The organism is Halanaeroarchaeum sp. HSR-CO (genome assembly GCF_024972755.1).
In the GTDB taxonomy this organism is placed as follows: Archaea; Halobacteriota; Halobacteria; order Halobacteriales; family Halobacteriaceae; genus Halanaeroarchaeum.
Window position 1 is genome coordinate 2,118,791 of record NZ_CP087724.1, and the last position, 17,687, is coordinate 2,136,477.

Genomic DNA, 17,687 nt, shown 5'->3' on the forward strand with positions numbered 1-17,687 from the left:
GCCTTCGGCTCGCCCTGGCAAAACGTTCATGAAAACCCGGCGTCCCTCCCGTCGCGCGCCTCCGGCGCGCGGTGGTCGGTCCGTGGGCCGGTCGCTTCGCGGCCGGTGAATCGCGGCACTTCCGGGTCCTAACGGACCACTCGTGCCGCGAATGCAAGGGCTAAGCAAAATACGATATTGCTACACCCTGCACTCGGAGTTCCTTACGGTAACACTCGTCTCCCGAACCCCCTATCGTCAGTCCAGTTTCTCGGCCGCGTCCCGCTGGAGCAGCGGTTCGGCGTTCTCCTCGGGCAACTGGACCACGTCGTCCTCGTACAGCGAGTACTCGCGCTCGTCGACGCCGAATATCTCACCCACATCGCTGGTCACGCGAACCGTCGTGCGGTCGACGTCGTCGGCGTCGGGTGCATCGGCCATCTCGTCGGTGTCGGGCGGCGTGGACTCGTCGTCCCCATCCTGTTCGGAGCCCGACTCTCCGCCCATCGCCTCTGCTGCGGGAGTGGGCTGCTCCTGCGGTGGGACGTCCGGTGGCGGCGTCGGGGAGTCGTCGGTATCGTCAGCGCCATCGGAAGACGGACCGCCACGTGCGGCTTCCTCGTCCGCGCCGTCGGCGTCGTCGATGGGCGCGTCGCCGGCGATGACGTCGAGGACGCCCTGTTTGTTTTCCCGGATGCGGTCGACGAGGTCGGTGTAGAGGTCCTGCTCTTCGTTCGTGAGGCCGGTCTGGTCGTCGGGCATGCCGGCGGCCGCCAGACTCGCCTGTTTGACCAGTTTGCCGATGCGGCGCTCGTAGATGGCCTCGGCGACCTGTTCGGTCACCTCTATCTCGTCGGTCAGTTCGTTCACTCGCGGGTTCCGGAACGGGTCGTCGGCCTCGGCCGCCGCGCGGTCGCGCTCCTCGCGCAACTCCTGGATGTATGTAGCGACGTCGGCGTAGAAGGATTCGCGTAGCTCCTGGAGTCCGTCGGTGGCTCGTTCGCGGGTCTGTACCGCCCGTAACTCCTCTAGATCCATCCTTACTCTCTGGCCTTCTCGGCCGCGCCGCGGGCCATGAGGAAGATACCGGCGTACTCTGGAAGTACCTTTCGTCCCGGGGAGACGACCCGCGTCTCGCCGTCGAACTCCAGTCGGGTCTCCTCGGCCACTTCGACGGCGATGTCGTGACCCCGAAAGGTGTCTGGGATAGCATCGGTTAACGGATCGAACGAGGACACCTCGCCGGGTTCCAGCGGTGTGACGACCAGTCCGCTGCCCCCGTGGAGGGTCCCCGGCAGGCGGATGAGTCGATGGGTGTCCGTCGTCACCGGTTCGTCGATGTACGCGGCCTCCCCCTCGACCGCCGCCTGGACCAGTTGGCGCGCGACCGGGAGGAACGCGGGGTGGACGTCCACGTTCCCGGAGCGAACCTGGTCGGTGTTCCCCTTCACGACGTTCAACACGGCGGTGGCGCTCTTCTCCCCGACCCGGTCGAACTCCTCCAGGTACTCGATGGCGTCGGCCTCGTCCATCGCCAGGAGTTCGTCGACGAAGGTGTCGATCCGGTCGACGGCGCGACGGCCCCAGCCACCGTCGGTTGGAAGCGTTCGCCGCGAGGTCGGCGTCTTTCGCCCCATCCCGCCAACGGCCTCGGTCTCCAGCAGCGACTCGAGGTCGACGCCGTTCCCCCTGACGTACTCCACGATCTCGCGGCGCTGTTCGCGATCCAGCGTGTGGACTGACTCGTCCCGAACGTGGACGTGATACCCACGGCCACCCGAGAACGCGAGCGAGAGATCTTCGAAGCCGAAGTCGTCAGTGAGGATGGCGACGAGGCGTTCCAGAGATTCCTTCCCCGCGGCAAGCATCTCGGCGTAGGTGGTCTCCCCGAGGTCGACGTTCGGCAGGTGGTCGGCGTCGATGTCGAAGACGAGGTCGGAGCCGCGCCACCCCTTATCGGCCATGGTCCGGGCGCTCGGGTCGTCGTAGTAGCCAGCCGAGTAGTAAACATGCCGCGGGCGTTCGCGGGCGAGGAACGTCTCGAGGTCGCCGAGGTCCAGCTGGGACCGGTGTCGGACCATCGTAGTGTCCGGGCCCGACGTCCAGGGGATGTAGCCCCACTCGCGGGCGGCCGGATCCGGTGGCAGGGCCGGGGCCGATCGGCGGTAGTAATCGCGGAATCGCCCTCGAAGGTACGCCCGCGTTCGATCCTCCATGTCGCACCGGCGTACGAAACCCGCTACCAAAGGCGTATCGCTCCGTCCCTACCGGCGGAAGAACTCGGAGATGCGATCGACGAGGTCCTCGCTGTCGCCCAGACGCAGGTAGAAGGCCGGAGCGCCGTCTTCGTAGTAGTTGTCGATCCGACGGACGACGGAGAAGCCGAGATGCTGGTAGAATTCGAGGGCGTTCTGGTTGGTGGTTCTGGCGTGACAGGTGACGTCGTCGTGTTCGTCGGCGACGAACGCGACGAGGCGTTCCCCGAATCCGTCACCGCGATACGCCGGGTCGACCGCGAGAAAGAGGAGATAGCCGTCACGTCTGGCGGCGGCGAACCCGATGAGGGAGTCCCCGTCGAGATAGGCGTACACGGTCGACCGGCGGTACGCGTCGGAGAAGAAGCCCCAGCGCTGTTTGAGGAGGTCCTCGTCCTCCCGAATCCGCTCTTTGAGTTCCCAGGCGGCCGAGAGATGCTCGTCGTCTCCCGGCGGAACGACCTGTTTGTCTACCGTGACGCTCACTGCCGACAGATTGCACTCGCGCGAATATAATTCCACCGCCCCTGGTGACTGGTAGCATCCCTATCGGCTACCGATACGGCCCACTCCCCTCGCTCTGGGCCGGAAAGGTCCAGTTTCAAGATTGTCGCCGCCCTCATTGCGGCTATGAACACAGATTGGGCACGCCGACCCTCCAGGGGGACGCCGTGATGCCGTTCGAATTGCAAGACCACACTGCCGACATCGCGGTCGAGGCGACTGGCGATTCCATGGGCGACGTGTTCGCCGCGGTCGCCGAGGGGATGACCGCTGCGATGGCAGACGAGATTCCGGCCACGGGCGACCGATTCACCCTCTCGGTAACGGCGGAGAACCGGGAGGCGGTGCTGTTCGACTACCTCGACCGACTCATCTACGAGCGAGACGTCCGCGAGGTGCTGCCGGTCGACCACGAAGCGGACGTCAGTGGCGAGGGCGAAGAGTGGACCGTCGAGGCGTCCGCACGCGGGGTCCCCCTGGCCGACGTAATCGCGCGGGACCTCAAGGCCGTCACCTACTCCGAGATGGATCTCTCCCAGCGCGATGGGGAGTGGCACGCCTACGTCGTCTTCGACGTCTGAGTCGTGGGCAGGCCGAAACCTACACGCCCCCGGCGACCGAACGGGACAGTATGACTACATTTGACGCCGACGGCATCGAACTGACCCAGATCGACGACTACATCTGGGAGATCGAGGCCGAGGGGGAGATGCGCGTGCCCGCCAGGGTGATGGCGAGCGAGGCACTGCTCGAGGAGATCATGGAAGACAAGACCCTCCAGCAGATCACGAACGTCACCCACCTCCCCGGCATCCAGTCGCCCGCGGTCTGCATGCCAGACGGCCATCAGGGGTACGGCTTCCCCGTCGGCGGCGTCGCCGCGACGGATGCCGAAAGCGGCGTCATCAGCCCCGGAGGCGTCGGATATGACATAAATTGCGGCGTCCGAATGGTTAAAACGAACCTCACCTACGAGGACGTCCAGGGACACGAACAGGAACTGGTCGACGCCCTGTTCGAGGCGATTCCCTCGGGCCTCGGTGGGGGTGGGGTCGTCCAGGGGACCACGAGCACCGTGAACGAGATACTCGACCGGGGGATGCGGTGGGCGCTCGAAAACGGGTACGCCGTCGAGGACGACCTCGAACACTGCGAGGACAACGGCTTCCGCGAGGAAGCCGACCCCTCGACGGTCTCCGACGAGGCGAAAAATCGAGGTCGCAAACAGATCGGGAGCCTGGGGAGTGGGAACCACTTCCTCGAGGTCCAGCGGGTCACCGACGTCTACCGCGAAGACGTCGCGGACACCTTCGGCCTGGAGGAGGGGCAGATCGTCGTGTTGATTCACTGTGGGTCCCGCGGCCTCGGCCACCAGGTCTGCACCGACTACCTGCGCCGCATCGAACAGGACCACGCCGACCTCCTGGAGTCGCTCCCGGACCGTGAACTGGCCGCCGCACCGGCCGGGAGCCAGCTGGCCGAGGAGTACTACGGTGCGATGAACGCGGCCATCAACTACGCGTGGGTCAACCGGCAACTCGTCATGCACCAGACTCGCCAGGTCTTCGCCGACGTCTTCGACACCGACTGGCGGGACCTGGACATGCACCTGCTCTACGACGTGGCACACAACATCGCGAAGAAGGAGACCCACGAGGTCGCCGGCGAGCAGAAGGAACTCTACGTCCACCGCAAGGGCGCGACCCGGGCGTTCCCCGCCGGACACCCGGAGGTGCCCGAGGCCTACCGCGACGTCGGTCAACCGGTCATCATCCCGGGCAGCATGGGTGCGGGAAGCTACGTCCTCCGCGGCGGGGAGAACTCGATGGACCTCACCTTCGGGTCGACCGCCCACGGCGCCGGTCGCCTGATGAGTCGAACCCAGGCGAAAAAAGACTTCTGGGGCGGGGACGTCCAGGACGAACTCCGGGACGAACACCAGATATACGTGAAAGCCCAGAGCGGCGCGACCATCGCGGAGGAGGCGCCGGGCGTCTACAAGGACGTCGACGAGGTCGTCCGCGTCTCCGACGAACTCGGCATCGGCGACACGGTCGCCCGCACCTACCCGGTAGTGAACATCAAGGGCTGATCTAGACCGGCGCGGTCCGTCACCGCCGGCCCCATCAGCGGTCCTCCGGAAGACATTTGCGCTCGCCAACAGCAGAGTGAGACATGATCGACGAGACCGCCGAGGAGATCCAGGAGATGCGAACGCACAGTTCCTCGGTCGTCGCCGTGAAGGCCGCGAGGGCACTCCTGGAGGTCACTGACCAGGAGTTCCCCACGGTCGAGGAGTACGTCCGCGCCCTCGAACGCAACAGTAGCGCCCTCCGCCGCGCGAACCCTTCCCACGCCTCACTCGTGACGACCCAGCGCGAGATCGTCGCCACCGTGGAGGAGGCCGATGTCGACGACGTCGGGGCGGCCCAGGAACGGACGCGAGAGGTCGTCCAGGCGGTCATCGACGAGGTCGAGACTGGCAAGCACGAGGCGGCAAAGCACCTCGCCGCCGAACTGACGGACGGATCGACGCTCCTCCTTCACGACTACTCGACGACCGTCATCGAGGGCATCAGGTACGCCATCGAGGAGGGCAAGTCCTTCGACGCGTTCGTGACCGAGGCGCGACCGCGTCACCTCGGTCGGAAGACCGCCCGCGAACTGGGGCAGGTCGACGGCATCGAACCGACGCTCATCGTGGACGGGGCGGCTGGCCACTACATGGCCGACACCGACGAGGTGCTCGTCGGGATGGACTGCGTGGTCGACGACGTCCTCTACAACCGCATCGGCACCTACCCTATCGCCGCGGTCGCCGCGGACGCCGGCGTCACCGTGACCGTCGCGGGGTCGAGTGCAAAACTCGTCGACGGGGCGTTCCAGTTCGAGAACGACTTCCGCTCGCCCTCCGAGGTCATCCGGGAACCACCCGAGGGATTCGACGTCGAGAACCCGGCCTACGACGCGACCCCGACCGACCTCCTCGACCGGATCGTGACCGACGAGGGGATTCAGGAGTGCTGACTGGCTACTGGGTCTCCCGAACCAGCGGCGAGGGCTGGATATGATGGACCGGGCGTGCTACATGGCGTTCTGTCCAGCGTGCGAGCGGGCCGTCCCGACCATGGAGGACACCTGTCCGTACTGTGGCGGCTCCGTGGAGTGGCAGTAACTGGGTCGCGCGGCTCAGTCGTCGCCGGCACCGCCACTCGCGGCATCGCCGCCCTGGATGGAGTCGAATCGCGTCTCGAGTTCCTCGAGGTGGGTCCGGAACTCGTCGAAGACGGATTCGAGTCGGTCATCGAAGGATTCGACCTGGGTCTCGATCTCGGCAGGGAGGTCCGCCGATTCCTGTCGTATCTCGTCCTCGAGCCGTTCGTACTGATCCACGATCGCCGCCAGTGCGTCGACAGTCTGTGCCTCGGCGAGTTCGCTCGTTTCGACGACGAGGTCGAGTTGCGCCTCGAGCGCGCGAATCGATTCCTCGACGAGCGTCTCGAACCCGTCGATTCCCTCCGTGGTGGCGGTCTCTACATTCTCGACGGCCTCATCGTGGGTCGAAAGAAGCTGGTCGAAACCGTCGTCGACGGCTTCGCGCAGTTCGGCGATCTCGTCTTCAGCGGCCGGTGAGGTCGTCTCGATCGCGTCGAGGACGGCGTCGATCGTCGTCCGGCCGCTGCGAATCGTCTGGCGGTGAACGCGTGCGTGATCGACAGCCGCGTCTCGCATCGACCGGCCCGCGTCCGCCGGAAGGGTTGCTGACGCTTCGACGAACTGCTGTCCACGTTCGAGGGCTTCGCGCTGGAGGTCGAACATCGTCTCGAACGGCGATGTCGGGTCGGCCCCGGAATCCTCGTCAGTCATCGTTTCCACCCCGGTGCAGCGGGACGATGACTGCCTGGACGATGTCGCCCTCCTCGATACCGAGGATCTCGCGCTCGGCGTCGGGGATGCTGATCCGGCCGCTGCTCTGCACGCGCGTTTTGAACGTCGCCGTCTCCTGGACCGCGTCGAGAGGGAATTCGTCCCGCCCCGTCGCCACGCCAGCCATGGCCTCGGTCATATCTTTGGACGTCGATGCCGCATTCGTGCCCGCAGACTCCATCGCTTCGGCGAACAGGCCCGCAATGGAGGCGGGGTCGGTGTCGTCTGCTGTCATCGCTACACTCCACCATTCGTCGGGTCGATAATAAGTGTTTCCACTCAATACCAATCAATACCATTCAATGGTATAGTGAGGTAGTGGACGTACTGTAGAGGGTCGTCACGGTAATTAGGAAAAAGCAGTCGGCGACGGATGACGCCGAAATCGACCGCAACACCGACGCAATCGCCTGACGCTACACCCTGATTCGATCACGCAGTAGCTCACGCCGCCGACTGCCGCCCGAACGGTAACACGATCACCGCCGACTCACGCACCGAACGGCTCTTCGAGGCCTCCCCCACCTGCCCGGACTGTCGCGTCTCCGTGAACTGGAAGTAACGAGAAAAGAGGGGTCAGTCGTCGCTCGTCGACCGGACGATCCGACCGGAACGAGACGGGGAGATACCACGCTCTCTGGCGTACTCGGCGAGCACCTCGTACTGAACATCGAGGCGCCGAACGCGGTGGGATTCTCGGAGTGCTGGGAACTCGTCTGCCGAGTAGAACAGGTAATCGGTCGTCGCCAGGGTGTAGGTAGCCTCGGGGTCGATCGGTGCACCACCGACACTCGCCTCGCGGAGCGCGTGTGCCTCGACGTCCCAGACGAGTCGAGCGCCGCTCACGTGGGCGTGCCACCAGTCGGGTTCGGCGAACCGAAGGTCGCTCTCGGCCGCACCCGCCAGAACGGCCCGCAGTTCCTCGCCGGTGAGTTCGGCGACGCTGACCGGTTCCTGGAACGGAACGACGCTCACGAGGTCGGCGACGGTCACCGCCCCTTCGAGCGGTGGGCCATCCCGGACACCACCGCTGTTCTGGAGACCGACGTCCGCATCGGCGGCCCAGCGATAGGCGTCCGCGACGAAGTTCCCGATCCGGCTCTCGCCCCGGAAGACGGCCGTCTCGGTCCGGACGATCGGCTCGTCGACGTGGCCGACCACCTCGTCGAGGCCGGCCGACGAGAGGCGCTCGCGCAACCGGTCGCGGACCGACTCCACGACGGGTGCATCAGCCACCGCGTGTCGAGTGACGCTTCCGTCCTCGAGATCGATCTCGAGGAGGACCTCGCCACCGGATCCCGGTCGTGTGAGGATCGTTCCGTCGATCCGCTCGATACGCTCGCTGGGCACGTGCCCACCCAGGACCGCATCGACGTCCACGGTCGCGGCGAGTTCCTCGTCGCCGGTTCCGAGGTGAGAGAGCGCGACGATCGCGTCGACGTCCTGCTCGCGTAGGTCCCGGGTGGCCTCCCTGGCCGCCGCAATCGGATGGGTCACGTCGAGTGGTTCTGCGGCGGGGTTCAACGCGGGCGTCGCGTCGTCGAGGACCCCGAAGATCCCGACACGGGTACCAGCTCGTTCGACGACGGTCCACGGTTGCACTCCGACCGACGCCCCGAACTGGCGGCCGTCGAGGGTGACGTTGCTCGAGACCCAGGTCTGTGGCGATTCGGCGACGATGTCCCGGGCCGCCTCGAGGCCGTAATCGAAATCGTGGTTGCCGAACGTCTCGACGTCCGGGTCGAGCGTCCGGTAGAGGTCGAGGGCTTGCCGACCGTCGTGGACCAGGGAGACGACCCCGGGAGCGGTGTTGTCCCCGGACCCGAGGACGATCGGGGCCGAGCCGTCGTCGGTTCGCAACCGGCGGACGAGACCGGCGATCCGCGCCGCTCGTTCGGGGTCGTCGTAGGCGTTCTCCAGATCGGAGTAGTGGAGCAGTCGCAGCGACACGATGGTAGTCGCTAGCGAGCCCATTTATCGATGTCGACCGGGCGAACGGCGGCAATCGGCACACCATCGATCACCTATTTGCCTCCTGGCCCCATAGGGGAGACCATGCAGACGGTATCGATGGCCGACGGGTCGACACTCTACGTCGCAAACGACGAGCGCCTCTCCGGACAGGCCGGTCCCTTCCTCGCGGCCTACCGGTCGCCGAAGCGCACCGACCGGTACGGCTGGTACTGCGATCACTGTGGGTCACTCGACAACGCAATGGACACGATGGGACGGCTCAAGTGCAACGAGTGTGGTAACCTCCGGAAACCCGACCAGTGGGACGCGGCCCACGAGTGAAAGGGATCTGTCAGGAGCGAACGCTTATTAGGTGTGCGGACGACTGACACAGTGTATGGGGACCATTCGCACCCCGCCTGACGAGCAGGCCCGGTCGATCTTCGATGGCCTCGGCTACGAGGTTGCCGGCACCGGCGCCGAATTCTCCGCGAGACGCGACTGGAAGGAAGTTCACGTCTCCGCAGTAACAGATACGAGCGTCCCCCTCGAAGGGGGACGCTATCGGTGTTTCGTCACCTGGTCCGAACACTCCGAGGCACTCCAGGAGACGCTCCGACGCGAAGACCCGGGATTCGAGTGGGCCGTCATCGGGGTCTCCGAAGACGGCGACTACGAGGTCACCCGGGCGCCCCCGGTGTCCTGAGGGCGTTCGATAGCCCGCTCAGAGTTCGTTTCTCATCGCCGTGATTCCCGCTTCTGCGTCCACGTCGGCGCCAAGGGTTTCGAGGGCGTCGGCGAACGCGGTCATCAGGTAGGCGACGTTACCCGGTCGGCAGCTATGCCCCATGCAGCCGATACGGAAGATCTCCCCCGAGAGGTCGCCGAGACCGCCGGCGATCTCGATGTCGTACTCGGAGAGCAGGTACTCGATGACCTCGCCGTCGGTCACGCCGTCGGGGACGCGGACCGCGTTGAGGCTGGGCAACCAGTACTCGTCCTCTGGATTGAGTTCGAGGCCCATCGCCTCGACGCCCGCCTTGATCGCCCCGGCCATCTCCAGGTGACGCTCCCAGCGGTTCTCGATACCCTCCTCCGCGATGAGGCGGAGCCCTTCGCGGATGGCGTAGACGTTGGTGATCGGCGCCGTGTGATGGTACGAACGGTCGTCTCCCCAGTAGCCCTCGAGCAACGAGAGGTCGAGATACCAGGAGCGTGTCGACTCCTCGCGGGAGAGGATCTTGTCCATCGCCCGGTCGTTGAGCGTGAGCGGACTGGCACCCGGCGGGGTGGACAGACACTTCTGGCCGCCGGAGTACGCCACGTCGATGTCCCAGTCGTCGACGCGGAGTTCGACCCCACCCAGCGAAGTGACCGTGTCGGCGACGACGTAGGCGTCGTGTTCGTGCGCGATGGCGGTCAGTTCGGGGACGTCGGGCTGGAGGGCGCCGGTGCTCGTCTCCGCGTGGACGAACCCGAAGACGTCCGGCTGCTGCTCGTCGAACGCGGCCGCCACGTCGTCGGGTCGTAGCGGCTCGCCCCAGGGTGCGTCGACGGTGACGGTCTCGCCGCCGGCGCGCTCTGCCATCTCCGCCATCCGACCCCCGAAGTAGCCGTTGGTCGGGACGAGAACGGTGTCTCCCGGCTCTACCAGGTTGCCGAAGGCCGCCTCCATCGCGGCGGATCCGGTACCGCTGACAGGGATCGTCCACTGGTTGTCCGTCCGGAACGTATACCGGAGCAGGTCCTGGACCTCGTCCATGATCTCGATAAACGACGGATCGAGGTGGCCCACCAGTGGCGTACTCATGGCCTTGAGCACGCGCGGGTGGACGTCGCTCGGTCCCGGTCCCATGAGCGTCCGATTCGGCGGCGTCAACTCACCGACGTCTGGTAACTCCATACGAGCATCTTCCGTTGGTCGTGCCAAAAAGCTTCAGATACCGAGCGAGTAGCACACCCGTGTTACTTATCCGGTGGTAGAGCGTATCTCGACTCGATGTTCGTCGGCCACGGAGCCCTCGCGTTCGCCATCGTCGGGCTCGTCTGCCTGGCTGCCGGGGTGGAACGGGAGCGAGCGACGGCACTGGCCGTCGTGGCCGGGCTGTTCGCGACCGTGCCCGACGTCGACATGGTCTACGCCCTCACGGGTCTCGCCGGCGTCCCGCTGGGGGGTCCCCTCACCCTGGCCGAGTCGTTCTGGTCGGCGTCCACCGTCGTCCACCGCTCGATGACGCACTCGCTGGTAATCGCCGTCCCGGCCGTCGTGGCGTTCACGCTGGCCGGCCGGTCCCGCGTCGGGAGCGTGCTGGCAGTCCTCGTCGGTGCTGGAATCGTCGTCCTCGCGGGCATCGTGTCCGGACCGGTCACGGCACTCGTCGGCGCCGCGTTCGTCGTCGCTGGCCTCCTCGTCGGCCGCGGGGCCGCGGCGTACGGACTCCCACCCGCCGCCGTGGCGACAACCGCACTAGTCGGTCTCGTGACCCACCCCTTCGGGGACCTCCTCACCGGCCAGCCGCCGGACCTCCTTTACCCGTTCGCGGTCACCGTCTTCGATGGCCGGGTCCTGTTATCGCCGGATCCGACGCTGCATCTCCTGGGTGCGTTCGGCGTCGAACTGGCGGCCATCTGGTTGGCCGTGTTCACCCTCTTGGCCCTCCGTGAAACCCGACTGCGCACGTACGTCCGTCCGCGTGCTACCCTGGGCGCCGCCTACGCGACCGCCGTGCTCTTCCTGCCGGCCCCGACGGTGGATGGCTCGTACCTGTTCGTCTTCAGCGTCCTCGCCGTGGGTATCGTCGGCGTGGTGCCCATCCGACGACGCCTCCCCAGTGGCTTGACCGCCGTGACGACGGGACTCGCCGGCGTGACGGTCGCTGGGGTGGCGTACCTCGTCGCGTACGTGGCACTCGATGCGGCCCCACTCCTCGCACAGGCAAGCCAAGCTTTCTAAACGCATAGCGTCTACAGATCGTCATGGCTCGGAGTGGGCAGTTGGACGCCCTCCTGGAGGACCGACGGGTCAACGCCGGTATCGGCTGGGCCCTGCTCGCGTTCGTCGCCGTCGCCACCCTCGAGAGCGTCCTCGACACCGACTGGGTCTGGGTAGTCATCTCGGCGTTCGTCGTCGTCCTCGCCGCGCTGCCGGCGGTCATCTACCGGAGCGCACGCGTAATGGTCCCCTGGGAAGTACTGTTGCTGGCGACGCTCCCGATGCTCGCCAGGAGTCTCGCCGGCCCGGGGACGCTGGGGCAGGTCGCAGCCTACCTCTCCGTCGCGGCCGTGGCACTCATTATCGCCGTGGAACTCGACGTGTTCACGGCGGTTCGGATGACTACCTCCTTTGCGGTCGTCTTCGTGGTCATCGCGACCATGGCGACCGCCGGTAGCTGGGCCGTCGTCCAGTGGCTCTCCGATATCTATCTCGGAACCACGTTCATCTATCCGACCTCGCCACCAGTGGGCCCGGCCGTCGACGAGGCCGCACTGGAATCACTGATGTGGGATTTCGTCGCCGCCACGGCGGCTGGCCTCCTGGGTGGCCTGGTCTTCGCACTCTACTTCAGGGAGCGCTCGGACACCCGGTTGACCCCGCTCGGCGCGAGCGGCGAGGGGAAGTAATGAGGCTTCGCGACCGCATCGGCCTCACCGAACCCCACCAGCGACTCGCGAACCGTTCGATGCGGGCCTCGCTGTTCGGCTTCGTCCTCCTCGGTATCGTCGATCTACGGCTCGGCGTGATCGTCAACGCGGGCATCGCGTTGCTCGTCACCAGGTTGCCGTCGATCCTCGAACGCGAGTACGACATCCCGATGGACCCAGGGCTGACCCTCTGGATCACGGCGGCCGTCTTCCTCCACGCACTCGGAACGGTCGGACTCCCCTGGATGGACCAGAATGTCTACGCCAGTATCTGGTGGTGGGACAACCTCACGCACGTCGTGTCCGCTTCGCTCGTCGCCGGCGCCGGGTACGCGACCGCCCGGGCCCTCGACGCGCACGTAGAGGACCTCGATTTTCCGTCCAGATTTCTCTTCGCGTTCATCCTGTTGTTGACCCTCGCCTTGGGGGTACTCTGGGAGATCGTCGAATTCGGCTTGGCGGAACTCGCCGACGCGCTCGGGACCGAGGCCGTCCTCACCCAGTACGGCGTCGCCGACACGATGCAGGATCTGCTCTTCGACGCCGTCGGTGCGGTCGTCGTGGCTCTCTGGGGAGTCACCCGGTTCACTGACGTCTCCGAGGCGATCGGGCGTGTCCTCGAGAACCGTGGGTAAATTTATCACGGTAACGGACGAAACCAGTCACATGGTCTTCAAGAAGATCGTCCTCCGTGGAACGTCAAGCGATAGTTTCGAAGCCGCAACCGACGAGGCCCTCGACCGCGCAGAAGAGACCCTGGATAAGGTGAAGTGGGCAGAGGTCCTCGACCAGGGCGTCGAACTCGCCGGCGGGAACCGAGAGTACCAGGTAGAGCTCGAGGTCGCCTTCGAACTCGAATCGCCAGAATAACCCGCGTCACTCGAAGCGCGTCTCGACCGAATCCGCGTGGGCCTCCAGCCCCTCGGCCGTCGCGAGCGTAGTGATCGTCTCGCGGAGGTCGGCCAGTCCCGATTCGTCGAGTCGCTGGACCGTCGTCTCCCTGAGGAAGGTGTCCACCGAGAGACCGCCGGTCACCTTCGCCGTCCCGCTGGTCGGGAGGACGTGATTGGTCCCCGTCGCGTAGTCGCCCGCCGCCACCGGCGTGTAGGGCCCGAGAAAGACGCTTCCGGCACTGTCGATTCGGTCGAGAAGCGCTTCGTCATCGGTCGCCTGAATAGAGAGGTGTTCGGCCGCGTATTCCTCCGCGAAGAGGACGGCCTCGCTCATCGACCGGGCGACGAACACCCCGGACGCGTCGTGGGCGAGTGCCTCGCCGATGACCGCGGAGCGGTCACGCGCTTCGACACGGTCGTCGACCGCATCGCTGACCGCTCGGGCCGTCTTCTCGTCGTCGGTGACGACGACGACGCTCGCGTTCGGGTCGTGTTCGGCCTGCGCCAGGACGTCGGCCGCGACGTACTGCGCGTCGGCGGTCTCGTCGGCGACGACAAGCACCTCGCTCGGGCCGGCGAGGAAGTCGATTTCCACGTCGCCCCGAACTTCGGCCTTCGCCGCCGTCACCCATCGGTTCCCCGGGCCGACGACCTGCTGGACGCGGGTCACCGTCTCGGTGCCGTACGCCAGCGCTGCGACGGCCTGGGCACCGCCGACGCTGTAGACCGCATCGGCCCCGGCCACGTGGATGGCCGCGAGCGTGGCTGGGTTGATCTGCTCCGCGGGCGGTGTGGCCACGGCGACGTGCTCCACGCCGGCCACCTTCGCCGGGATGACGCCCATCAACGCGCTCGAGGGGTACGCCGCGGTCCCACCCGGGGCGTACACGCCGACGCGTTCGAGTGGGCGGAAGCGGCGACCGAGTTCCCGGCCGCCGAAGTCGTCCCGCCAGTCGGTGGGCACCTGTTGTTCGTGGAATTCGCGGATGTTCGCCGCGGCCGTCTCGATGGCCGCCAGGACGTCCGGATCGACTGCCTCGGCCGCACGTTCGACTTGATCGGTGATGTCAATGTTCCCCACCTCGACGTCGTCGAAATCGCTCGAGAAGGCCCGAATGGCGGCGTCGCCCTCCTCACGAACGCGGTCGACGATGTCGCGGACCTGTGAACGCACGGCGTCCACGCCGGCGTCACGCTCGAAGAGTGCTCGACGACGGTCCGGCCCCAGGTCCTCCAGGGATTCCGGTTCCATGGTCATGGCTGGCGATTCGACCGGGAGGGCCATGTACGCACCGCTTCGAGAGGCGATCACCGTGGGTCAGAAACGACTGCTCAGTCCGATTCCGGCTTCGTGACTTCGGTGATGACGACGTCCCAGTCGGGGTGCTCGGCTCCGTTCCGACACGTCCAGCCGCCGGGAACGTCGACGCCGGCAGCGTGTGCCTCCCGAAGCAGGGCTTTCAGTTGCGCGTTGAACGACTCGGACGAGTCGACGTCCCCCGGTGGATCGGGCATCAGTCGGAGACCATCGCGTGATGGTTTTCGGTCGATTCAGGGGCCTGTTCGCCGATCCGCACCCACCCATGGCCGTCGACCGTGACGGTCCGTCCCTCGTAGTCGAACGAGATTCGGAGTCCTGTCGTCTCCCTATCCTGGCTGGTGGTGAGGGCATCGAGAGCGTCTGGATCGACGCTCTCGAAGAGCGGGTCGAGGTCCGTGGTCTCGACGTTCGAGACCGTGGCCGTAGCGGCCACCACTGCCAGACTCGTCGGCGTCGTCTCCGGATCGTATCGGAGACGATGCTCACCGGACGCGGGATCTCGTTCCATCGACGTGAGTTCGATCCCGGAGTTGGCGTGTAGCATGATGGTTACCTCTAGGTATTGCGCTCCGACAGTTCAACTCGACCACTGATTATACAGGAAGTTCAAGTACGGTCCGGCATATCCGACGCTTTCGTGGAACCGATCAGCGTCGCCTCGACGAGTCGACGGTGGCCACGGCGGAGCCGAGAGGAGAGGGATTGCTGGGTGATGTCGAGTTCGTCGGCGATCTCCGAGAGCGAGGTCGTTCGTGGCGTATCGAAGTATCCCCGTTCGTACGCCAGTACGAGCGCTTCCCGTTGGGTGTCGGTCAGCCCGAACCGTTCGTCCCTGACCGGCAAGAGTGCGTGGATGGAGACGATGTCGATAGGGATGTCGTGGTCTCTACAGTAGGTCTGCAGGTCGCCCATATCTGCGCGCTCCTCGCCGCGGACCTCGAATCGCCAGCCGTCGCTCGAGCCCACGCCGGAGAGGACCACGACGTTCGACTCCGCAAGTGCACTCAGGATGCCGGTGTAAGCCCGCTCCCATTCGGCCTTCATGAGATACTCGTCCTCGATTCGATCGACCTCCACGACACTCACGAGGCCGGGGTGCCCCTCGAAGACGGTAGCCATGTCATCTGGACTGGCACCGCGAACCCAGAAGTAGGGGATCACCAGCGATTGGTGTGGGATCAACCGTTCGAGTTCGATTACCACCTCGGAGAAGTGTTCGAAGATTCCCCCCAGCGGAAACTCCGTCGCCGGAAGCCCGAACTCCATAACGGATGCCATACCATCACTTCGGGATACCGGCCCATTATCTTGCAGGGTTGGTGCACCATGGATAGTGTTGATACCGTTAGAATTCCTAGAAAGTAGCATGCACAGGGGGAGAACGGCAGGGGGAGCGACTCGTGGTGGTATCGGATGACCGCACTCGACCCAGGATCCGGTCCGTCGTCCATCGACGACGAGGTGGTCTCGGCGGTCGCGAACGAGAAACGGCGACGGATACTCCAGACACTCGCACGATCGGGGGACCAGACGGTGTCGGTCGATGAGGTCGTGGAAGCACTCGACGAACACATCGGTGACCATCCGGACGACCGCCACCACCTCGCTGTCGCACTCCATCACGTCCACCTCCCGCAACTCGAGTCGGTCGGTCTCGTGCACCGACCCGAGAAGAAGCGCGTGCGACTCGCGGACGAGCAGGCGACCGAAGAGGTCCTCGACCTGATCGAATCGTTCGACTGACGGACCCTGCTGTGGCCTCGTGACCCCTACCACGCCGCTCTGAGCACGCCCTCGATGTCGTCGACTGTCGGGGCAAGCGCAGACGGGGCTCGTGGCATCATCCGGTCGTCGATGACCGCACCGGCGATGGCCGGAAGGTTCGCCTCCCGGACGGGGTCGAGGTCCCGGAGCCGAGTGGGGCGGTCCAGGGCGTCCCGAACGGCCTCGACCGCCTCGACGATCGCCTCGGCCACGGCCGCATCGTCCATCGACCAGGTGTCGATAGCGAACGCTTCCGCCAGAACCGACCGCCGCGCGTCGACCTGCTCGAAGAGGTATCGGAGGACGTGCGGGACCAGTACCCCGTGAACGACGCCCTGCTGAACGTCGTACCGCTCGGCGAAGCCGTGTCCGAACGCGTGGACGAACGACGGCTGTCGTTCGTACTGAACGAGGATCATCCCCACCACGGCGTGCTCCATCGCGGCGGGGTCGTCCGGTAGCCGAGGGAGGGCCTCACTCAATAGCCGAAGCCCGCGGACGGCCGTGGCGTCGGTGATGGGCGAGGCGGTGCTCGCATAGATGGTCTCGATGCCCTTGTCGAACCCGTTCATCGCCGACCCCGCCAGGGCCGACAGCGTAACGTTGGTGCTTGAAACAGTCGATGCTGATTCGACCGAGGAAGAATCCCAGATCGAGCATTCTATTCGGCACGGACCCTCAAGTCTATAAAAACCACCAGATGTGACAGTATTCAATCCCTCGAATTCGGCCCCTCACGCCTGAACCCTCGAGACGTTCGGCAGTCGAAGGAGAGCCGTTAGCGTCCTGATATTTTCCGTGTGAAAATCGACAGATGGCGGAGTGTTTCCCTGTCGGTGTTCCCGACATGTGCCCTCAGGACTCGCGCCACTTCTGGCCGCACTCGACGCAGGTGAACAGCCGAACCTCGTAGGAGCCGCCCGGCTTCGGCATCATCTCGTAGTAGGCCCGGTCGCTGTCGCAGTCGTCCGCCGGACAGGGCTCCTGCGTCGTCTCGGTGGAGTCCCGTGTCGCGTCGGCCACGGCGGGTGCCCCGTCGTCCCGCTGTACATCCTGGGTCGCCATCGCCGCTTCTGCTTCCGAGTCGCGCCACTCCTCGTTCTCACAGGAACGACACACCCACGTGTCGCCCTCGGTGTGCATCATCGACCCACACTCCTCGCAGAATTGCATACACCGTAGGAATGCACGGTTGTCGGATATATGTATTAACATCCGATCCGTCGTGGGTTACGCGCAGCTGCCACTGATGACTATACTGGGGTATCCAAGCGCCAACAGGCACTGTTCGATCGTGCCTGACATCGACCGGATGATTTTGGGTTGCATGTCCTACGAGCCGGCGATGTCGTTTCTCCGCGACACGCCGTCAGCAATCGCCTGCTGAATAGAGACCGTCTATCCAGAGTGATTAGTCGTTCTCATTCAAAAAGTACGGAAAACGATCGA

23 protein-coding genes are annotated in these 17,687 nt (G+C 65.5%); 10 read left to right on the top strand and 13 right to left on the bottom strand.

Going from position 1 to position 17,687, the window contains the following annotated elements:
* Nucleotides 1–237: 237 nt before the first annotated feature.
* From HSRCO_RS11010 to HSRCO_RS11020, 3 genes are read right to left on the bottom strand one after another with little or no spacing between them, the layout of a single operon-like run.
* On the bottom strand, nucleotides 238–1,017 hold the full coding sequence (locus HSRCO_RS11010; protein ID WP_259517694.1) for a hypothetical protein: 780 nt from the start codon (nucleotides 1,015–1,017) through the stop codon (nucleotides 238–240).
* A gap of 2 nt (nucleotides 1,018–1,019) precedes the next feature.
* A complete protein-coding gene (gene priS, locus HSRCO_RS11015) occupies nucleotides 1,020–2,195 on the bottom strand; it encodes a DNA primase small subunit PriS (RefSeq protein WP_259517695.1) in 1,176 nt (391 codons plus the stop codon).
* Nucleotides 2,196–2,243: 48 nt separating this feature from the next.
* Nucleotides 2,244–2,720, bottom strand: a complete 477-nt coding sequence (locus tag HSRCO_RS11020; protein ID WP_259517696.1) for an N-acetyltransferase — start codon at nucleotides 2,718–2,720, stop codon at nucleotides 2,244–2,246.
* Between the two features lie 188 nt (nucleotides 2,721–2,908).
* On the opposite strand from HSRCO_RS11020, the gene HSRCO_RS11025 reads away from it, so the two are divergent.
* From HSRCO_RS11025 to HSRCO_RS11035, 3 genes are all read left to right on the top strand, one after another.
* Nucleotides 2,909–3,319 carry an archease gene (locus tag HSRCO_RS11025; RefSeq protein ID WP_259519799.1) on the top strand — a complete coding sequence of 137 codons (411 nt, stop codon included), beginning with the start codon at nucleotides 2,909–2,911 and terminating at the stop codon, nucleotides 3,317–3,319.
* A gap of 50 nt (nucleotides 3,320–3,369) precedes the next feature.
* On the top strand, nucleotides 3,370–4,830 hold the full coding sequence (locus HSRCO_RS11030; RefSeq protein WP_259517697.1) for an RtcB family protein: 1,461 nt from the start codon (nucleotides 3,370–3,372) through the stop codon (nucleotides 4,828–4,830).
* 83 nt (nucleotides 4,831–4,913) lie between these two features.
* On the top strand, nucleotides 4,914–5,765 hold the full coding sequence (locus tag HSRCO_RS11035) for a translation initiation factor eIF-2B (RefSeq protein ID WP_259517698.1): 852 nt from the start codon (nucleotides 4,914–4,916) through the stop codon (nucleotides 5,763–5,765).
* A gap of 162 nt (nucleotides 5,766–5,927) precedes the next feature.
* On the opposite strand, the gene HSRCO_RS11040 is transcribed toward HSRCO_RS11035, so the two are convergent.
* From HSRCO_RS11040 to HSRCO_RS11050, 3 genes are all read right to left on the bottom strand, one after another.
* Complete coding sequence (locus tag HSRCO_RS11040) at nucleotides 5,928–6,605, bottom strand: hypothetical protein (RefSeq protein ID WP_259517699.1); 678 nt, start codon at nucleotides 6,603–6,605, stop codon at nucleotides 5,928–5,930.
* Nucleotides 6,598–6,900: an AbrB/MazE/SpoVT family DNA-binding domain-containing protein gene (locus HSRCO_RS11045; protein WP_259517700.1), complete on the bottom strand. Its 303-nt coding sequence runs from the start codon at nucleotides 6,898–6,900 to the stop codon at nucleotides 6,598–6,600. The genes HSRCO_RS11040 and HSRCO_RS11045 overlap by 8 nt, the downstream gene beginning before the upstream one ends.
* A 341-nt stretch (nucleotides 6,901–7,241) precedes the next feature.
* On the bottom strand, nucleotides 7,242–8,615 hold the full coding sequence (locus HSRCO_RS11050) for a bifunctional UDP-sugar hydrolase/5'-nucleotidase (protein WP_259517701.1): 1,374 nt from the start codon (nucleotides 8,613–8,615) through the stop codon (nucleotides 7,242–7,244).
* A 105-nt stretch (nucleotides 8,616–8,720) separates the two neighbouring features.
* Between HSRCO_RS11050 and HSRCO_RS11055 the strand changes: the two genes are divergently transcribed.
* Nucleotides 8,721–8,960, top strand: coding sequence for a DUF5816 domain-containing protein (locus HSRCO_RS11055; RefSeq protein WP_259517702.1), 240 nt, complete (start codon nucleotides 8,721–8,723; stop codon nucleotides 8,958–8,960).
* Between the two features lie 55 nt (nucleotides 8,961–9,015).
* Nucleotides 9,016–9,324 carry a hypothetical protein gene (locus HSRCO_RS11060; protein ID WP_259517703.1) on the top strand — a complete coding sequence of 103 codons (309 nt, stop codon included), beginning with the start codon at nucleotides 9,016–9,018 and terminating at the stop codon, nucleotides 9,322–9,324.
* A gap of 18 nt (nucleotides 9,325–9,342) precedes the next feature.
* On the opposite strand, the gene HSRCO_RS11065 is transcribed toward HSRCO_RS11060, so the two are convergent.
* Complete coding sequence (locus HSRCO_RS11065) at nucleotides 9,343–10,521, bottom strand: alanine--glyoxylate aminotransferase family protein (RefSeq protein ID WP_259517704.1); 1,179 nt, start codon at nucleotides 10,519–10,521, stop codon at nucleotides 9,343–9,345.
* A gap of 96 nt (nucleotides 10,522–10,617) precedes the next feature.
* On the opposite strand from HSRCO_RS11065, the gene HSRCO_RS11070 reads away from it, so the two are divergent.
* Genes HSRCO_RS11070 through HSRCO_RS11085 form a run of 4 tightly spaced genes read left to right on the top strand, consistent with a single transcriptional unit; the run spans nucleotide 10,618 to nucleotide 13,130 of the window.
* On the top strand, nucleotides 10,618–11,571 hold the full coding sequence (locus HSRCO_RS11070) for a metal-dependent hydrolase (RefSeq protein WP_259517705.1): 954 nt from the start codon (nucleotides 10,618–10,620) through the stop codon (nucleotides 11,569–11,571).
* Nucleotides 11,572–11,594: 23 nt separating this feature from the next.
* Nucleotides 11,595–12,239 carry a hypothetical protein gene (locus HSRCO_RS11075; protein WP_259517706.1) on the top strand — a complete coding sequence of 215 codons (645 nt, stop codon included), beginning with the start codon at nucleotides 11,595–11,597 and terminating at the stop codon, nucleotides 12,237–12,239.
* On the top strand, nucleotides 12,239–12,895 hold the full coding sequence (locus tag HSRCO_RS11080; RefSeq protein WP_259517707.1) for a hypothetical protein: 657 nt from the start codon (nucleotides 12,239–12,241) through the stop codon (nucleotides 12,893–12,895). The genes HSRCO_RS11075 and HSRCO_RS11080 overlap by 1 nt, the downstream gene beginning before the upstream one ends.
* 31 nt (nucleotides 12,896–12,926) lie before the next feature.
* Nucleotides 12,927–13,130 (top strand): dodecin, encoded by a 204-nt coding sequence (locus HSRCO_RS11085; RefSeq protein ID WP_259517708.1) that lies wholly within the window; start codon nucleotides 12,927–12,929, stop codon nucleotides 13,128–13,130.
* 6 nt (nucleotides 13,131–13,136) lie between these two features.
* Here the strand turns inward: HSRCO_RS11085 and hisD are convergent, their stop codons facing one another.
* The 4 genes from hisD to HSRCO_RS11105 form a co-directional block, all read right to left on the bottom strand.
* Nucleotides 13,137–14,405, bottom strand: a complete 1,269-nt coding sequence (hisD, locus tag HSRCO_RS11090) for a histidinol dehydrogenase (RefSeq protein WP_259519800.1) — start codon at nucleotides 14,403–14,405, stop codon at nucleotides 13,137–13,139.
* 80 nt (nucleotides 14,406–14,485) lie between these two features.
* Entirely contained in the window at nucleotides 14,486–14,668 is a 183-nt protein-coding gene (locus HSRCO_RS11095; RefSeq protein ID WP_259517709.1) for a hypothetical protein, read from the bottom strand.
* A complete protein-coding gene (locus HSRCO_RS11100; protein WP_259517710.1) occupies nucleotides 14,668–15,018 on the bottom strand; it encodes a HalOD1 output domain-containing protein in 351 nt (116 codons plus the stop codon). Before HSRCO_RS11100 ends, HSRCO_RS11095 begins: the two co-directional genes overlap by 1 nt.
* Before the next feature lie 62 nt (nucleotides 15,019–15,080).
* Entirely contained in the window at nucleotides 15,081–15,752 is a 672-nt protein-coding gene (locus tag HSRCO_RS11105) for a helix-turn-helix domain-containing protein (RefSeq protein WP_259517711.1), read from the bottom strand.
* A 135-nt stretch (nucleotides 15,753–15,887) separates the two neighbouring features.
* Between HSRCO_RS11105 and HSRCO_RS11110 the strand changes: the two genes are divergently transcribed.
* Nucleotides 15,888–16,217, top strand: a complete 330-nt coding sequence (locus tag HSRCO_RS11110; RefSeq protein ID WP_259517712.1) for a helix-turn-helix domain-containing protein — start codon at nucleotides 15,888–15,890, stop codon at nucleotides 16,215–16,217.
* A gap of 26 nt (nucleotides 16,218–16,243) precedes the next feature.
* On the opposite strand, the gene HSRCO_RS11115 is transcribed toward HSRCO_RS11110, so the two are convergent.
* Together HSRCO_RS11115 and HSRCO_RS11120 are read right to left on the bottom strand one after the other, a co-directional pair.
* Nucleotides 16,244–16,954 (bottom strand): iron-containing alcohol dehydrogenase, encoded by a 711-nt coding sequence (locus HSRCO_RS11115; protein WP_259517713.1) that lies wholly within the window; start codon nucleotides 16,952–16,954, stop codon nucleotides 16,244–16,246.
* Between the two features lie 139 nt (nucleotides 16,955–17,093).
* Nucleotides 17,094–17,411 carry an RPA12/RPB9/RPC11 RNA polymerase family protein gene (locus HSRCO_RS11120; RefSeq protein WP_259517714.1) on the bottom strand — a complete coding sequence of 106 codons (318 nt, stop codon included), beginning with the start codon at nucleotides 17,409–17,411 and terminating at the stop codon, nucleotides 17,094–17,096.
* Between the last annotated feature and the right edge of the window lie 276 nt (nucleotides 17,412–17,687).

Coding starts and splice junctions, on each gene's coding strand:
- HSRCO_RS11010 (WP_259517694.1), bottom strand. CDS start 1,017: ATGGATCTAGAGGAGTTACGGGCGGTACAGACCCGCGAACGAGCCACC.
- priS (WP_259517695.1), bottom strand. CDS start 2,195: ATGGAGGATCGAACGCGGGCGTACCTTCGAGGGCGATTCCGCGATTAC.
- HSRCO_RS11025 (WP_259519799.1), top strand. CDS start 2,909: ATGCCGTTCGAATTGCAAGACCACACTGCCGACATCGCGGTCGAGGCG.
- HSRCO_RS11030 (WP_259517697.1), top strand. CDS start 3,370: ATGACTACATTTGACGCCGACGGCATCGAACTGACCCAGATCGACGAC.
- HSRCO_RS11035 (WP_259517698.1), top strand. CDS start 4,914: ATGATCGACGAGACCGCCGAGGAGATCCAGGAGATGCGAACGCACAGT.
- HSRCO_RS11040 (WP_259517699.1), bottom strand. CDS start 6,605: ATGACTGACGAGGATTCCGGGGCCGACCCGACATCGCCGTTCGAGACG.
- HSRCO_RS11045 (WP_259517700.1), bottom strand. CDS start 6,900: ATGACAGCAGACGACACCGACCCCGCCTCCATTGCGGGCCTGTTCGCC.
- HSRCO_RS11055 (WP_259517702.1), top strand. CDS start 8,721: ATGCAGACGGTATCGATGGCCGACGGGTCGACACTCTACGTCGCAAAC.
- HSRCO_RS11060 (WP_259517703.1), top strand. CDS start 9,016: ATGGGGACCATTCGCACCCCGCCTGACGAGCAGGCCCGGTCGATCTTC.
- HSRCO_RS11065 (WP_259517704.1), bottom strand. CDS start 10,521: ATGGAGTTACCAGACGTCGGTGAGTTGACGCCGCCGAATCGGACGCTC.
- HSRCO_RS11070 (WP_259517705.1), top strand. CDS start 10,618: ATGTTCGTCGGCCACGGAGCCCTCGCGTTCGCCATCGTCGGGCTCGTC.
- HSRCO_RS11075 (WP_259517706.1), top strand. CDS start 11,595: ATGGCTCGGAGTGGGCAGTTGGACGCCCTCCTGGAGGACCGACGGGTC.
- HSRCO_RS11080 (WP_259517707.1), top strand. CDS start 12,239: ATGAGGCTTCGCGACCGCATCGGCCTCACCGAACCCCACCAGCGACTC.
- HSRCO_RS11085 (WP_259517708.1), top strand. CDS start 12,927: ATGGTCTTCAAGAAGATCGTCCTCCGTGGAACGTCAAGCGATAGTTTC.
- hisD (WP_259519800.1), bottom strand. CDS start 14,405: ATGGAACCGGAATCCCTGGAGGACCTGGGGCCGGACCGTCGTCGAGCA.
- HSRCO_RS11095 (WP_259517709.1), bottom strand. CDS start 14,668: ATGCCCGATCCACCGGGGGACGTCGACTCGTCCGAGTCGTTCAACGCG.
- HSRCO_RS11100 (WP_259517710.1), bottom strand. CDS start 15,018: ATGCTACACGCCAACTCCGGGATCGAACTCACGTCGATGGAACGAGAT.
- HSRCO_RS11105 (WP_259517711.1), bottom strand. CDS start 15,752: ATGGCATCCGTTATGGAGTTCGGGCTTCCGGCGACGGAGTTTCCGCTG.
- HSRCO_RS11110 (WP_259517712.1), top strand. CDS start 15,888: ATGACCGCACTCGACCCAGGATCCGGTCCGTCGTCCATCGACGACGAG.
- HSRCO_RS11120 (WP_259517714.1), bottom strand. CDS start 17,411: ATGCAATTCTGCGAGGAGTGTGGGTCGATGATGCACACCGAGGGCGAC.